The organism is Streptomyces sp. LS1784 (assembly GCF_020103755.1).
Lineage (GTDB): Bacteria > Actinomycetota > Actinomycetes > Streptomycetales > Streptomycetaceae > Kitasatospora.
In genome coordinates, this window is record NZ_JAHSQD010000206.1 from 1 (window position 1) to 13,060 (window position 13,060).

The following is a 13,060-nucleotide window of genomic DNA, read 5'->3' on the forward strand; positions in this document are numbered from 1 at the left end:
GGCTGCGGCACGGCCGCGGCCCGCGCCGCGCGGTCGGCCCGCACCTGGCGCAGCGCGTCCCAGGTGAGCACCGCGAGCGCGGCCCAGACCAGGCCGAAGCCGGCCCAGCGGGCGGGCGGCATGGACTCGTGGAACACCGCGACACCGATCAGGAACTGGAACACCGGCGCCAGGTACTGGAGCAGCCCGAGCACGGTCAGCGGCACCCGGACGGCGGCCGCGCCGAAGAACAGCAGCGGGATCGCGGTGATCACCCCGCTGAGCATCAGCAGCCCCGAGTGCCCCCAGCCGTACGAGCCGGCCACGGTGTGCCCGAAGGTGCCGCGCCCGGAGACCTCCAGGTAGACCAGGTAGCCGAGGGCGAACGGGAACATGAAGGCGCTCTCGGCCGCCAGGCTCTCCAGCCCGCTCAGCCCGACCTGCTTCTTCAGCAGTCCGTAGGTGGCGAAGGAGAGCGCCAGGGTGAGCGCGATCCAGGGCAGCTGCCCGTACGCGACGGTCAGCACGGCGACGGCGGCCGCGCCGATGCCCACCGCCGTCCACTGCGCGCTGCGCAGCCGCTCCTTGAGCACCAGGACGCCGAAGGCGATGGTGACCAGGGGGTTGATGAAGTAGCCGAGGCTTGTCTCGACCACGTGCCCGGCGTTGACGGCCCAGATGTAGACGCCCCAGTTCACCGAGATCACGGTGGCCGCACCGGCCAGCATGGCGAGCCGGCGGGGCTGGCGCAGCAGCGGGCGTATCCAGCCCCAGTGCCGCTGGGCGATCAGCAGCAGGACGACCGCGACCAGGGACCAGACCATCCGGTTGGCCAGGATGTCGTCGGCGGCACCCGGTTCCAGCAGCGGCCAGAACAGCGGGAAGAGTCCCCAGATGCCGTAGGCGGCGACGCCGTACCAGAGTCCCCGGCCGTTGTCCTGCTGGTCCGTGTCCGCCATGGCCGAGTGTCCTCCCGCGCGCGTGTGTCGAGGCGACGGTAGCGGGCGGGAGGGGCGACTGTCATCTCCGTTTTCGGATTTTGGTCATGACATTGCTTGAGTGCCGGACACGTCCGGCGTCTCCGGGGCCGGAGCTGCGATGTTCCGGAGTCCGGGGCCCCGGCGGCTCAGGAGTTCAGGGCCGCGCGGACGGACTCGGCCAGCGGGACGGTCGGACGGCCGATCAGCCGGGCCAGATCGCCCGGGGTGCCGGCCAGCTCGCCGCGCGCGATGCCCGCGTCCACGTCCACCAGGACCTCGGCGAAGCCCTGCGGCAGGCCCGCACCGACCAGGGCGTCCAGGTGCTCGGCCGGGGTGACGTCCAGGTGCTCGACCGGTCGGCCGGAGGCCTGCGTCAGCTCGGCGGCCAGCTCGGGCAGGCTCCAGGCGGCGTCTCCGCTCAGCTCGTACACCGCGCTCCCGCGGTCGTCCTTCGCGGTCAGGACCGCGACCGCGGCGTCCGCGTAGTCCCGGCGCGGGGCGGTGGCGATCCGGCCCTCCCCGGCGCTGCCGAGCACCACGCCACGCGCCACCGTGCCGGCCACGTCGCCCAGGTAGTTCTCGGTGTACCAGCCGTTGCGCAGGAACGCGTACGGCAGACCGGAGGCGAGGATCAGCTCCTCGGTCGCCTTGTGCTCGTCGGCCAGCCGGAAGGTGGCCGCGCCGGGCGCGCTGGTGTAGGCGAGCAGCGCGACCCCGGCGGCCTTGGCGGCCTCCACCACGGCCCGGTGCTGCGGGATCCGGCGGCCGACCTCGCTGCCCGAGATCAGCAGCACCCTGTCGCCCTCGGCGAAGGCGCCGGCCAGGGTCTGCGGCTTGTCGTAGTCGACGACCCGGACGGCCACGCCGCGTGCGGCCAGGTCGGCGGCCTTCTCTGCGGAGCGGACGGCGACGGCCACCTCGCTCGCGGGGACCTCGGCCAGCAGGCCCTCGACGACGAGACGGCCGAGCTGGCCGGTGGCACCGGTGACGACGTACATGGTGGGCTCCTCAGGGGGTGGTGAAGCGGTTCTGACCTCGAAACTCACCCTAGAGATGGCACTAACCTTTCGAAAGTACACACTTCAAAGTAGGGTACTGACATGAAGGTAAGCGAGCTGAAGCCCGGCGGGCTGCCTCCCGCCGACGTCTTCGACCGGATGTGCCCCTCCCGGGGCGTGCTGGAGCACGTCACCAGCCGTTGGGGCGTGCTGGTGCTGGGCGCGCTGAACGAGCGCGGCTACCGGTTCAGCGAGCTGCGCCGCAAGGTCACCGGCGTCAGCGAGAAGATGCTCGCCCAGACCCTCCAGACGCTGGAGCGGGACGGCTTCGTGCTGCGTGAGGCGCACCCGGTGATCCCGCCGCGGGTCGACTACAGCCTCACCCCGCTGGGGCGGGAGGCGGCGGAGCTGGTCGCGGCGCTGGCGCACTGGTCGGAGCGACGGGTGCCGGAGGTCGAGGCGGCACGCCAGGCGTACGACGGGCGGGCTACCGCCCTGCGATGAGGGCGTCGAGTCCGTCCGGGACCCGGGCCGAAGGCGTGGGCGTGGTCCGGGCTGTACGCGCCGCCGTGCGCCTCACCGGCTGCGGCGCCGACCCGCGCGGCGACCGGGTGGCGCTCCGGGCGGCGCGCTCGTCGGCGGTGAACCCCCCGAGCAGGGCGAGGGTGCGGGCCGGGTCTCCTGCGCTGCTGCGGTCGGTGGCCATGGGCCCGTCGTTTCACGCACCGGCAGGGGGCCTTGACGGTGCGGACGGCTACCGTCTCCCCATGACCAGCCCGACCAACCCGCCCGGTCCGACCGGCCCCGAACCGCTCCCCGGGACGGACACCGCCCAGACCCTCCGCCCGCGGGTGACCTGCCGCCGCTGCCACCGGCCGCTGCACGACCCGGAGTCGCGGATGCTGCGGCTGGGCCCGGAGTGCCGGGACCCGGCGGAGCGGGTCGCACGGTTCGACGTCGACCAGGAGCCGCTGCCCGGGGTGGGGTAGGACGGCCCGGGGCGACCGCCCTCAGCCTCTGCCGAAGAGGCGGCGCAGGCGGCCGGGGCGGGGCTCGCCCGCGGGCTCCGACTCCTCCGCCGTCCCCGGTCGGCCCGCCGTCTCCCGTCGGCCCGCCGTCTCCGGTTCGGAATCCGCCCCGGCGTCCGCGGCGTCCTCCCGGGCCGTCAGGTGCCGGGCGAGCGCGCGGTCCTCGTCGGACATCCAGGGCGCGGCGAGCACCAGCGCGGACAGCGAGCGGAGGATCGTCACCACCCGGGTGCGGCGGGCCCGAGCACCGTGGTGCAGTCGCTGCTGGAGCAGGGCGGCGACGTCGGCCCGGGTCCGCGGCTGGGTCCAGCCGATCGCGACCAGCGCGAAGCCGGCCGCCTCGACCACCCAGTCCTCTGGACCGAGCAGCAGGTCGCGCAGCACGCGGCGGCGCTCGGAGCCCTCCCAGGGCTGGTCGGTGCGGTGGTGGGCGATGCCGAGGCAGGCGAAGACCTGGACGGCCCGCACCCAGAGTTCGGGCTGGTGGGCGAGCAGGGCGCGGCCGAGTTCGTCCTCGCGCGGCATCGGCGGGTGGACCAGGACGCCGAGCAGGTCGTCCAACGGCAGCCCGGCCAGCCGGACGGCGTGGTCGTAGGCGGCAGGGACGGTGGGCCAGAAGATCTCGGCGGTGGCGCGGACGAGTTCGGCGCTCTGCGGCGCGGGCGGGGCGACGGCCGGGCGCGGGTCGGTGCCGTCCCAGGCCCAGATCCGGGTGGTGGGCTCGGTCAGCGGCAGCCGGGGGTCGGGCTCGCCGACGGCCTGGTAGCCGACGGTGGAGCGCGGCAGCGCGAGCCGGACGGCCAGCACCGAGCTGGGCGGCTCCACGGTGGAGGCCGTGCAGTCGATCTCGGTGTCGCGGTCGGTGTCGGAAGCGGCGAGCACCTGGTGCAGCACGTTGACGGTGGCCTCGGTGGCGCCGGAGACCAGGCCGAGCCAGGGCTCCCGGTGGCTCAGCCGCTCCAGCAGCTCCTGGGCGTACTCGTGCTCGGGGTGGGCGCGGTGGTGGTCGGCCAGGCCGAGCAGGTGGGCCGGGTCGCCGTCGAGGGCGTGGCGCAGCCCGTACCGGGCCGGGCCGGCCTTGGGGTGCTCGGGCTCGGCGGCGAGCACCCGGTCCAGCCAGGGCAGGCCCTCGGCGGGGCGGCCGAGGGCGCCGTACAGCTCGGCGACGTCGACGGCGAGGTAGCTGCTGGAGTCGTCGCGATCAGGTGCGACCCTTGCCAGCTCGGCCTCCCAGACTGCGAGCGCCCGTTCCGGGCGGCCGGCCGAGCGCAGGGCGTTGCCGAGCATCACGGCGGGCAGGTAGCCGGGGGCCAACCGGTGGGCCCGCTCGGCGAGTTCGACGGCGCGGGCGGTGTCGCCGAGCCGGCGGGTCAGGCCGGAGGCCATCGCCAGCAGCAGCACGTGGTCGTCGTGGCGGGCCAGCACGGCCTGCACGAAGTCGTGGAACGGCCTTACGGCGTCGGCCGGTTCGGCCGGGAGCGGGTCGGGCAGCGCGCCGGTCGCGCGGGCCACCGCCTGGGCGACGGCGTCCGGGTCGACCAGGCCGGGCAGGTCCTCGCGGGCGAGCCAGGCGGCGTGCGCCCAGGGGCGGGCCGGCTCGTACTGGACGGCGGAGGCGAGCAGGCCGACGGCAGTGTCCCAGTCCCCGGCGGCAGCCTCCACGTGGGCCCGGCAGGCCACCGTGCCGAGGTACACCCGGCCGTCCAGCGGGAACAGCTCGCGGGCCGCCGCCGGGCCGCCCGCCGCCGCGCACAACTCGGCCAGCGCCTCGTGCAGTTCGGGCAGCTGGGGATCGGCGAGCACCGCGTCGCAGAGGTGGTCGGCGGCGTGCCGCAGGTCGCCGGAGTGAATCGCCAGCCGGGCGACCGCGACCTCGCCCTCGGCCGCCAGGCGCTCGTCGTCCTCGTCGCCGCTTCGACCGCTCATTCGCCCCTGCTCCCCCGGTGGCCTCGCCCTGTTCCGTCCCGCTCCGCACGAGGCTATCCGGCGCGACCGACAGCCTCATGATCACCCCGGAGGCGGCCGCCGTCCAGCCCGTCGATCGGATACGACTCGTACGGGTGGTTTAGACCTCCAGGGGGCACAGCCGGCGGTCGGCGCCCACCACGATGTCCGAGGTTCTTCGCCAGCGAAGTGCCAACCCTGCCACCGGAATCGAGGACATCGATGAAGCTCTCGCGCACCCTGTCACTGGCGGCCTCCGCCGCCGTTCTGAGCACCCTCGCCATCGCCGGCCAGACCGCCCCGGCCTCCGCCGCCGGCTCCTTCGTGGTCAGCGAGTCCCAGTTCAACCAGATCTTCCCGAACCGGAACGGCTTCTACACCTACAAGGGCCTGGTCGACGCCCTGAGCGCCTACCCGGACTTCACCACCACCGGCAACGACGCCACCCGCAGGCGCGAGGCGGCGGCCTTCCTGGCCAACGTCAGCCACGAGACCGGCGGCCTGCGGTACGTCGTCGAGCAGAACACCGCCAACTACCCGCACTACTGCGACGCTTCGCAGCCGTACGGCTGTCCGGCCGGGCAGTCCGCGTACTACGGGCGCGGGCCGCTCCAGCTGAGCTGGAACTTCAACTACAAGGCGGCCGGCGACGCCCTGCACATCGACCTGCTGCACGACCCGTACAAGGCCGAGAAGGACCCGGCTGTCTCCTGGAAGACCGCCCTCTGGTTCTGGAACAGCCAGACCGGCGCCGGGCGGATGACCTCGCACGACGCCATCGTCAACGACAAGGGCTTCGGCGAGACCATCCGCACCATCAACGGTGCCCTGGAGTGCGACGGCAAGAACCCGGACCAGCGTGACGACCGGATCAACCTGTTCAAGCAGTTCGCCGGTGCCCTGGGCACCAACACGGGCGGCGGCAACATCTCCTGCTGACGGGCGCTTCGGCCGCTCGGTGCGCGGAGTCCCGGTGCGCCTGACCACCGCGTTCATCGAACGTCGATCACCCGTCGACCGGTTGTCCACACCCCGCCCCGATCGTGATCACCTGCCGGCCACCGGGGCCGGCCCCCTCCGAGGAGCTGAAAATGATCACGAAGCGGATCGCACGGGCGTCGACACTGGCCCTAGCAACCGCCGCACTGGCCGGCACGTTCACCGTCGGCGGCGCGGGCAACGCGTTCGCGGCGTCGGGCGGCGGCTGCAACGGCAGCACTCAGCAGGCGTGCATCAGCGTCAACGGGAGCACCCTGGTCGCCGACGCGTACACCAACTTCGCGAACTCCAACTGCACGGTCGACCTGGTCCTGTACGACCGGAGCACCGGCTACCGGTGGGACACGATGGCAGGCTGCGGGCTCGGCTGGTCCCACTACGTCGGCACGCAGGTCCCCAACCCCACCCCGGGCCACGTCTACCAGACCCAGCTCATCGTCAACTGGGGCGGGAACGTGGGCGTCACGTGGAGCCCCGAGCTGACCGCCTGACGCCTCCGGGCCGTCGCGGAGCGGGAAGTCGGCCGGGCCGACTTCCCGCTCCTTGTCGCTGCCGCCCCCGCTGGAAGCGCCGGTCGCGGCCCTGTCAGCGGATCACCGGTGCGGCGCCGGTCGCGGCGAGGGAGAGGCCCCAGAGGCGGGCGGCCTCGTCGGGGTCGAGGGCGTACGGGCGGACGCCGCCGTCGTCCATCGGGGTGTCCGGACCGCAGAGCCGGGCGACCTCGCAGTCCTCCAGGTAGAGGCCGCCGCGGCCGCCGAGCAGCGGCGAGGTGGCCGCCCACAGACCGGTCGCGGCGCCCTGGGATGGGGTCTTGAAGCCCGCGCCGATCACCCTGCCCTGCGCGTCCACCCAGCCGCGCTCGACCTGCTCCTGCCGGGTCATCTCCCGCTGGAGGCCGGTGATGATCTTGCCCGGGTGGAGCGCGAACGCCCGGACGCCGTCCGCCCGTCCGAGCACGTCGAGGTGCACGGCGAACAGGGCGTTGGCGGTCTTGGACTGGCCGTACGCCAGCCACTTGTCGTAGCCGGTGCGGAAGTGCAGGTCGTGCCGGCGGATGCCGGTCAGGGCGTGCCCGGCGGAGCTGTTGACGACGACGCGCGCACCGTCCGGGGCGGCGGCCAGGAGCGGGTACAGCTCGCAGGCGAGGAGGAAGTGCCCGAGGTGGTTGGTGGCGAACTGCCCCTCCCAGCCCGGCCCGACGCGCCGCTCGGGGGTGGCCATGACGCCTGCGACGGCCAGCAGCAGGTCGAGGCGGTCCGTGCAGTCGCGGATCAGCCCGGCGGCGGCGCGGACGCTCGCGGGGTCGGCGAGGTCCATGGGGACGATCCGGCTCCCGGTTCCGGCGAGTGCCGTGCGGGCGGTGTCCGGGCGGCGGGCCGGGACGATCACGTCGGCTCCGGCGGCGGTCAGCGCCCGGGTGGTCTCCAGGCCGAGACCGCAGTAGCCGCCGGTCACGACGGCGGTGCGCCCGGAGAGGTCGAGACCCGCCAGGATGTCCTCGGCGGTGGAGGAGGCGGAGAAGGGCGAGCCGATCGGCTGCTGCTGGTCGGTGGCGGTCCTGCCGGTGGTGGTCATGGCGACGACGGTAGGAAGTGGAGCACGGTCTAGATCAAGTCCCGCTCCTATGCTCTGACGGCATGACGGAACTCAGCATCGGCGAGGTGGCCGAGCGCACCGGGCTCAGCGTCCACGCCCTGCGCTTCTACGAGCGCGAGGGACTGTTGGTCGGCCCGGTGCGGCGCACGGCGGGCGGGCGCCGGCGGTACGCCGTGCTCGACGTGCAGTGGCTGGAGATCTGCATCAAGCTGCGCGAGTCCGGCATGCCGCTCGCCGACCTCCGCCGCTTCGCCGAACTGGTACGGCAGGGACCGGGCAACGAAGCCGACCGGCTGCGGCTGCTGGACGTCCACCGGCAGCGCGTCGACGAGCGGATCCGGGCACTGGAGGAGTGCCGCTCGCTCATCGCCTGGAAGACCGCCGTCTACGCCGACCACCTGGCGCGCGGCGAGGCCGCCGGGCTCTGGGACCCGACGGCGGATTCCTCGTCCTCCCCGGCTCAGTCCTCCTCGTCCTCGTCGTAGGGCGGGATGGTCCAGCGCAGCACCGTTCCGCCCGCCCCGTCGGCTTCGAGGGTGACCGGAAAGGCCTGGCCCCAGTCCCGCCCGCCGTGGTGCCGGACGGCATGGTCGCCCGGGTCCCAGTCGATCCCGAGCACCCGGCAGCCGCCGACCTCGATCTCGCCCACGTGCAGCAGGTGGTCCAGGCCGGCCCGCCGAAAGCGGAAGTAATCGGTGTGCGGCTCCACCATGGTGGCCACTCCCTGGCCGGGCAGGCCGCCCCGCCAGGTGCTGATCTCGGCCTCCCGCGCGGCCGCCTCCGCCACCGGGAGGTCGAGCCAGCCGTACGGTCCCTCGTCCCCGCCGTACGGGGACATCCGCTCGCCGCCGAACCGCTCGTGCGCGTCCTTCCCGTACCGGCCCCAGTAGGAGAGGTCGGCGAGCCCGTCGCCCGGCTCGTCCTCCAGCCCCGTCCACGCGTCCAGCCCCACGGAGTCGCCGATCGCCATGCCGCCCCGGTCGACCGGCAGGTCCCCGAGCAGCACCGGGCTGTCCACCCCCTCGGGCCAGGGCAGGCCGAGGGCGATCTCCAGCGTCGCGATCGTCGGCTCCTCGTCGAACGCCGACGGCTCGGTGGTGGCCCGCACCGCCAGCGGCCGGTCGGCGGCGGCCGGGACGGCGACCGCCTCGCACTCCCACTCCTGGAGGTGCCCGCCGCCCGCCTTCGCCGCCGCCCCGGCCCGGACCGACAGCGGCTCCCCCAGCTCCCGCCACTCGTCGATCCACGTGGCCATGCCGAGCACCAGCACCCCGGAGGGCGCGGTGACGAATCCCAGGTCAACGAAGGTTTCGGACATCCGCCGATTATGTCCGAGCGGGCTGACACCGCTCCGGTCGGGCCCCGGCGTCGGCGCCGTCGCATAGCTGCGGAAGTCCGCCGAGATCATGGTCCGGCAGGGCCGGATCGAGGAGGGGCTGGCGCTGGTGCGTCCGGACGCGGCCGGCCTGGAGTCGGCGTCCGAGTGCCGGTGGTTCGCCGAAGCGCTGGTGCGGGCCGGGCGGGTGGACGAGGCCATCGAGGTGCTGACGCCCCACCTCGGTGAGCCCTGGATCCGGGAGTCCCTGGTCCATCTGACCGACGGGGAGCACGGGGACGCCCGCGTCCTGGAGCTGCTCGCCCCGTGCGCCGAGCGGGCCCGGGGCGGTACGGCGGACTGCCCGTGCTCGGCGGCCGAGGGCCGGCGCGGGTGCCGGCACCAGCCGTCGGAGGTGCTGGTGCCGTACACCCGGGTCCTGGAACGCATGGGCCGGGCGGACGAGGCGATCCGGATGCTGGGCCCGGTCCTGCCCGTCGTCCCGCACATCGCCTGGCTGTACGCGGAACTCCTCGCCGGTCAGGGCCGGATCGAGCAGCTGCGCGAACTGGCCACCGGCGAGCACGCGGAACTCGCCCTGAACCGGTGCGCGGACGCGCTGGGGAGCAGGGGCGGCTCCAGGAGGCCGAAGCCGTCCTGCACGAGGCCCTTGAGGCGGACGGCGAGTACGCCCGTCGGCGCCTCATGATGTTCCTGGCCCGCCGGGGACGCCTCGACGAGGCCGTCGGCGTCGGACGGTCCACGTACGGGTACCACGGCCGTGGGAACCTCCTCCACGAGGCGGTCGACCTGCTGATCAGGGACGGCCGTCCGGAACGGGCGCTGGAGCTCCTGGACGGCCTCGGTACCGCGTACGTCGACGCGCATTCCGCCCACGTGCGCCACACCCGGCTCCGCCTGCTCGCGAAGGCCGGGCGCTACGCCGAGGGCGTCGCGGAGGCGAAGGCGCTGAGCGTGCAGGAGCCCGGCCAGTGGGACACCATGCTGGCCTGGCTGCTGGACCGGGACGGCCGGACGGACGAGGCCCTCGACCTGCTCCGGTCGTCCACCGAGTACGAGGCTCACCGAACCGTCGCCGAGATCCTGAGCAGGCACGGCCGCTACGCCGAGGCCATCGCCGCCATCCCCACGGTGTCCGCCCAACGCGAGGCGCGGAACCGGACCTGAGGCGGCAGGCCGAGGTGCTCCGGGCCCTCGCACCTGGATATTTCAGTGGGAGAAATATCCAGGCACCCCGAAGGCGTTCCGGTGGGCGTCGGCGCGGGAGGTCCGCGCAAGGCTGGAAGGAGTGCGGCGCCGTGCGCGTGGAGATCTGGAGCGACATCAACTGCCCGTGGTGCTACATCGGCAAGGCCCGGTTCGAGCAGGCGCTGGCGGCGTTCCCGCACCGCGAGGAGGTGGAGGTCGTCCACCGCTCCTTCGAGCTGGACCCGCGGGCGCCGCACGAGGCCCGTCCGGTGGTGCCGCTGCTCGCCGCCAAGTACGGGATGAGCCTGGAGCAGGCCGAGGCGGCGGAGGCCCGGATCGCCGAGAACGCGCACGCCGAGGGCCTGCCGTACCTGCGCGAGGGCCGCGACGCCGCGAACTCCTTCGACATGCACCGCCTGCTGCACTTCGCCAAGGAGCACGGCCGCCAGGGCCGGCTGCTGGACGCGCTGTACCGGGCGAACTTCGCCGAGGAGCGCTCGGCCTTCGAGGCGGGCCGGCTGGTCGAGCTGGCGGTCGAGGCGGGCCTGGACGGCGAGGCGGCCGCGGCCGTCCTGGCCGACCGGGAGGCGTATGCGGAGGCGGTGCGCGAGGACGAGACCACGGCGGGCGCCATGGGGACGACGGGCGTGCCGTTCTTCGTCCTGGACCGGCGGCTGGGCGTCTCGGGCGCCCAGCCTGCGGAAACGTTCACCCGGGCACTGGAGCAGGCCTGGGAGAGCCGGGTCGCCCTGCCGCTGACGCCGCTCGCGCCGAAGGAGTAAGGGGCCGCTGCGCAGGAAGTCGGCCCGTCCGACCTTCCTGCGCGCCGGACTTCCCGCGTGTCCGACACCTGGACGCGGCCGTACCCCGTGCTGAACACTTGCCGGGCGCAACGACGAGACGCCAGGGGGGGAGTTCCGTGAGCGGCGTACAACCGGATCCGCACCGGCAGGGATCCGCCCCGGAGGCACCGGGCAACGGTGCGCAACGGCAGCGCCCGCTCGGTGAGATCGCCGCGCTGATCTCCGCCGGCACCGGCCTGCTGGGGCTCCTGCTCGGTTTCTTCGGCCTGCCCGCCGTCGTCAATCCCCCGACCGCGACGCAGGCCACCGCGATCCAGACCGTGCCGGGGCCGACCGTCACCCTGCCGAGCGCGACGGTCACCGTCACCGCGAGCGCGACGGGCACCACCGCCCCGGGATCCGCCGGTGCCGGGCCGGACACCCAGCGGCTCAGCCTGATGACCTACGTCGACACCAACGGCCCGGCACTGGGCCCGGTCACGGGGACGCTGAACGCGAAGCCGTACGACGACGCCCTCGGGATGTCGACCTGCCCCAGCCGGGGGTGGGTGGACTACAACATCGGGCGGAGCTGGAAGCGCTTCACCGCCTCCGCCGTCGGCATCGACGACAACTCTCCCTACAACGCGATCACCGTCGAGGTGTTCGTCGACGACCGGAAGCTCGCCTCGTTCCCCGTCGGTGTGGGCAACCCACAGACCGTCGACGTCGACATCACCGGTGGCATCCGCCTCGGGATCGCCTACAGCACCGGCAGTGACTGCCACCCGTCGAAGGCCGCCCGGCTGGTGATCGCGGAGCCGCTGCTGAAGCGCTGACCCACCTCCTGAGAAGTCGGCCGGGCCGACTTCCCGCTCACTGGGCGGCGCGCCAGCGGTGGGCGTAGGCGACGTGCAGGCTCGCCGGGACGCCCTTGGCCGCACGGGCCGAGCCCCAGCCCTCGTGGGTGAGGGTCACGCAGTAGTGTGCGTCGGGACGCCACCCGAAGCGCCAGCCGGGGGCCTCGCGGCTGAGCTCGTAGAGCTGGGAGCCGGTCCGGCGGAAGGCGGTGGGGCTGCCGGTGACCACGAGCGTCCCGGCGGCGCCGGCGAAGCGGAGTTCGTCGCGCCGGTGGGTGAAGGGGCGGTCCGCGTCCTCCCCGTCGAAGTCGGTGACCGGGAGGTCGACGGTGTGCGGGATCCCGGCGCCCAGCCGGGAGCGGACCTCCTTCCAGCGGGACGGCGGGAAGCCCAGGCTGTGGTGGACGAGCAGGAGGTCCAGCCGGTCCTCGGGCGGGACATCGGACAGCCCGGCCGGACCGGTGTTGGCACGCAGCGGCAGGTGGATCAGGGAGCACCGTGAGCGGGCCGCCAGGGCCCAGACGGTGGCGAGGTCCTCGGCCCCCTGCCGGTCCAGGTGCAGGTCCATGAACCAACTGCCCGGGCTCGCATGGAGGAAGGCGCCGGCGGCCTGCCGCACCGGGGTGATCACCCGGTACTCGTCCCGGCCGAGGCGGGCCCGGTGGATCTTCGTTCGCAGTCTCACCGTGATGTCGTACCGGACGTCGACGCGGGTTGTCCTGCGGTTTTCCGGCTGCCGGGCCCTGCGGAAGCTACTCCCGCACGAACCCGTGGCTCCGCTCCACCTTCGCCACGTGCAGCGTGTAGCGCTGGTACCACTCGGCCTGCCCGCGCCGCTGCGCCGCGCGGTGCTCGGCGTTGGTCCGCCACTCCGTGAGGGCTTCGGCGTCACGGAAGTACGCGACGGTGATGGCCAGCCCGCCAGGAGTCTGCGCGTAGTCCATCCCCAGGTACCCCGGGATGTCCTTCACCAGGTCTTCCATGCGTTCGTTGGTCTCGCTGTAGCCGCTCTGCTCCTGGGTTCGCACCGCAGTGAAGACAGCCGCGTAGTAGGGGGGTTCATAGGCCTCGACGGGCACGACAGGCGCTTTCGCATCATTGCTCACGGCATCACCGTAAGGCGGGACGCACCTGACCATCCCACGTCTTTGCCGAACGGGATCCACAAGGGATCCAGCTCTTTGCCAAACCGTCCGGGCTCCTCCGCCGTGGAACACCGGGGCGAACGTCGGCCGGTACGGCACTAGGGCCTGTGTGATGTTGTGATCAATCAGTGGTCAGCAGGAGATCATCGATCCAGATCATCGAGGCGCGGAGGTGAAGGCCGGCGAGGTAGCTTTCCGGGCTCTTGTCATACCGGGTCGCGATGC

At 73.4% G+C, this 13,060-nt stretch carries 17 protein-coding genes; 9 read left to right on the forward strand and 8 right to left on the reverse strand.

Features of this window, described 5'->3' with window-relative positions; all coding sequences use genetic code 11:
* Together rarD and KS423_RS22845 are read right to left on the reverse strand one after the other, a co-directional pair.
* Nucleotides 1-938, reverse strand: a 938-nt coding sequence (gene rarD / locus KS423_RS22840) for an EamA family transporter RarD (RefSeq protein WP_224281459.1), incomplete at its 3' end; no start/stop codon positions are given.
* Nucleotides 939-1,105: 167 nt separating this feature from the next.
* Nucleotides 1,106-1,957, reverse strand: a complete 852-nt coding sequence (locus KS423_RS22845) for an SDR family oxidoreductase (protein ID WP_224281460.1) — start codon at nt 1,955-1,957, stop codon at nt 1,106-1,108.
* A gap of 102 nt (nt 1,958-2,059) precedes the next feature.
* Between KS423_RS22845 and KS423_RS22850 the strand changes: the two genes are divergently transcribed.
* Nucleotides 2,060-2,461, forward strand: a complete 402-nt coding sequence (locus KS423_RS22850) for a helix-turn-helix domain-containing protein (RefSeq protein WP_224281461.1) — start codon at nt 2,060-2,062, stop codon at nt 2,459-2,461.
* Here the strand turns inward: KS423_RS22850 and KS423_RS48075 are convergent.
* Entirely contained in the window at nt 2,445-2,663 is a 219-nt protein-coding gene (locus tag KS423_RS48075) for a hypothetical protein (RefSeq protein WP_308020230.1), read from the reverse strand. The genes KS423_RS22850 and KS423_RS48075 overlap by 17 nt on opposite strands.
* 61 nt (nt 2,664-2,724) lie before the next feature.
* On the opposite strand from KS423_RS48075, the gene KS423_RS22860 reads away from it, so the two are divergent.
* Nucleotides 2,725-2,946 (forward strand): DUF6011 domain-containing protein, encoded by a 222-nt coding sequence (locus KS423_RS22860; protein WP_224281462.1) that lies wholly within the window; start codon nt 2,725-2,727, stop codon nt 2,944-2,946.
* Nucleotides 2,947-2,967: 21 nt separating this feature from the next.
* On the opposite strand, the gene KS423_RS22865 is transcribed toward KS423_RS22860, so the two are convergent.
* Nucleotides 2,968-4,911 (reverse strand): tetratricopeptide repeat protein, encoded by a 1,944-nt coding sequence (locus KS423_RS22865; RefSeq protein ID WP_224281463.1) that lies wholly within the window; start codon nt 4,909-4,911, stop codon nt 2,968-2,970.
* Nucleotides 4,912-5,151: 240 nt separating this feature from the next.
* On the opposite strand from KS423_RS22865, the gene KS423_RS22870 reads away from it, so the two are divergent.
* Nucleotides 5,152-5,868 carry a chitinase gene (locus KS423_RS22870; protein WP_224281465.1) on the forward strand — a complete coding sequence of 239 codons (717 nt, stop codon included), beginning with the start codon at nt 5,152-5,154 and terminating at the stop codon, nt 5,866-5,868.
* Nucleotides 5,869-6,020: 152 nt separating this feature from the next.
* Nucleotides 6,021-6,419 (forward strand): hypothetical protein, encoded by a 399-nt coding sequence (locus KS423_RS22875; protein WP_224281466.1) that lies wholly within the window; start codon nt 6,021-6,023, stop codon nt 6,417-6,419.
* A 94-nt stretch (nt 6,420-6,513) separates the two neighbouring features.
* On the opposite strand, the gene KS423_RS22880 is transcribed toward KS423_RS22875, so the two are convergent.
* A complete protein-coding gene (locus KS423_RS22880; RefSeq protein ID WP_224281468.1) occupies nt 6,514-7,503 on the reverse strand; it encodes an oxidoreductase in 990 nt (329 codons plus the stop codon).
* 62 nt (nt 7,504-7,565) lie between these two features.
* Here KS423_RS22880 and KS423_RS22885 point away from each other — a divergent pair, with 62 nt between their 5' ends.
* Complete coding sequence (locus KS423_RS22885) at nt 7,566-8,009, forward strand: MerR family transcriptional regulator (protein ID WP_224281469.1); 444 nt, start codon at nt 7,566-7,568, stop codon at nt 8,007-8,009.
* Here the strand turns inward: KS423_RS22885 and KS423_RS22890 are convergent.
* Nucleotides 7,985-8,842, reverse strand: coding sequence for a hypothetical protein (locus KS423_RS22890; RefSeq protein ID WP_224281470.1), 858 nt, complete (start codon nt 8,840-8,842; stop codon nt 7,985-7,987). The genes KS423_RS22885 and KS423_RS22890 overlap by 25 nt on opposite strands.
* 88 nt (nt 8,843-8,930) lie before the next feature.
* On the opposite strand from KS423_RS22890, the gene KS423_RS22895 reads away from it, so the two are divergent.
* From KS423_RS22895 to KS423_RS48080, 4 genes are all read left to right on the forward strand, one after another.
* On the forward strand, nt 8,931-9,548 hold the full coding sequence (locus tag KS423_RS22895; protein ID WP_224281471.1) for a hypothetical protein: 618 nt from the start codon (nt 8,931-8,933) through the stop codon (nt 9,546-9,548).
* Nucleotides 9,545-10,027 (forward strand): hypothetical protein, encoded by a 483-nt coding sequence (locus KS423_RS22900; protein WP_224281472.1) that lies wholly within the window; start codon nt 9,545-9,547, stop codon nt 10,025-10,027. The genes KS423_RS22895 and KS423_RS22900 overlap by 4 nt, the downstream gene beginning before the upstream one ends.
* 131 nt (nt 10,028-10,158) lie before the next feature.
* Complete coding sequence (locus KS423_RS22905; RefSeq protein WP_224281473.1) at nt 10,159-10,830, forward strand: DsbA family oxidoreductase; 672 nt, start codon at nt 10,159-10,161, stop codon at nt 10,828-10,830.
* A 137-nt stretch (nt 10,831-10,967) separates the two neighbouring features.
* Nucleotides 10,968-11,669, forward strand: a complete 702-nt coding sequence (locus KS423_RS48080; RefSeq protein ID WP_224281474.1) for an NPCBM/NEW2 domain-containing protein — start codon at nt 10,968-10,970, stop codon at nt 11,667-11,669.
* A gap of 37 nt (nt 11,670-11,706) precedes the next feature.
* Here KS423_RS48080 and KS423_RS22915 read toward each other — a convergent pair whose 3' ends face one another.
* Together KS423_RS22915 and KS423_RS22920 are read right to left on the reverse strand one after the other, a co-directional pair.
* Nucleotides 11,707-12,375, reverse strand: coding sequence for a hypothetical protein (locus KS423_RS22915; protein ID WP_224281475.1), 669 nt, complete (start codon nt 12,373-12,375; stop codon nt 11,707-11,709).
* A 67-nt stretch (nt 12,376-12,442) separates the two neighbouring features.
* Nucleotides 12,443-12,829 (reverse strand): antibiotic biosynthesis monooxygenase, encoded by a 387-nt coding sequence (locus KS423_RS22920; RefSeq protein WP_263455149.1) that lies wholly within the window; start codon nt 12,827-12,829, stop codon nt 12,443-12,445.
* Between the last annotated feature and the right edge of the window lie 231 nt (nt 12,830-13,060).

What these genes read in the sequence shown, in the direction of transcription:
- KS423_RS22845 (WP_224281460.1), bottom strand. Translation starts at nt 1,957, where the DNA reads ATGTACGTCGTCACCGGTGCCACCGGCCAGCTCGGCCGTCTCGTCGTC.
- KS423_RS22895 (WP_224281471.1), top strand. Translation starts at nt 8,931, where the DNA reads ATGGTCCGGCAGGGCCGGATCGAGGAGGGGCTGGCGCTGGTGCGTCCG.
- KS423_RS22865 (WP_224281463.1), bottom strand. Translation starts at nt 4,911, where the DNA reads ATGAGCGGTCGAAGCGGCGACGAGGACGACGAGCGCCTGGCGGCCGAG.
- KS423_RS48075 (WP_308020230.1), bottom strand. Translation starts at nt 2,663, where the DNA reads ATGGCCACCGACCGCAGCAGCGCAGGAGACCCGGCCCGCACCCTCGCC.
- KS423_RS22860 (WP_224281462.1), top strand. Translation starts at nt 2,725, where the DNA reads ATGACCAGCCCGACCAACCCGCCCGGTCCGACCGGCCCCGAACCGCTC.
- KS423_RS22900 (WP_224281472.1), top strand. Translation starts at nt 9,545, where the DNA reads ATGATGTTCCTGGCCCGCCGGGGACGCCTCGACGAGGCCGTCGGCGTC.
- KS423_RS22920 (WP_263455149.1), bottom strand. Translation starts at nt 12,829, where the DNA reads ATGGTCAGGTGCGTCCCGCCTTACGGTGATGCCGTGAGCAATGATGCG.
- KS423_RS22850 (WP_224281461.1), top strand. Translation starts at nt 2,060, where the DNA reads ATGAAGGTAAGCGAGCTGAAGCCCGGCGGGCTGCCTCCCGCCGACGTC.
- KS423_RS22875 (WP_224281466.1), top strand. Translation starts at nt 6,021, where the DNA reads ATGATCACGAAGCGGATCGCACGGGCGTCGACACTGGCCCTAGCAACC.
- KS423_RS22890 (WP_224281470.1), bottom strand. Translation starts at nt 8,842, where the DNA reads ATGTCCGAAACCTTCGTTGACCTGGGATTCGTCACCGCGCCCTCCGGG.
- KS423_RS22870 (WP_224281465.1), top strand. Translation starts at nt 5,152, where the DNA reads ATGAAGCTCTCGCGCACCCTGTCACTGGCGGCCTCCGCCGCCGTTCTG.
- KS423_RS22885 (WP_224281469.1), top strand. Translation starts at nt 7,566, where the DNA reads ATGACGGAACTCAGCATCGGCGAGGTGGCCGAGCGCACCGGGCTCAGC.
- KS423_RS22880 (WP_224281468.1), bottom strand. Translation starts at nt 7,503, where the DNA reads ATGACCACCACCGGCAGGACCGCCACCGACCAGCAGCAGCCGATCGGC.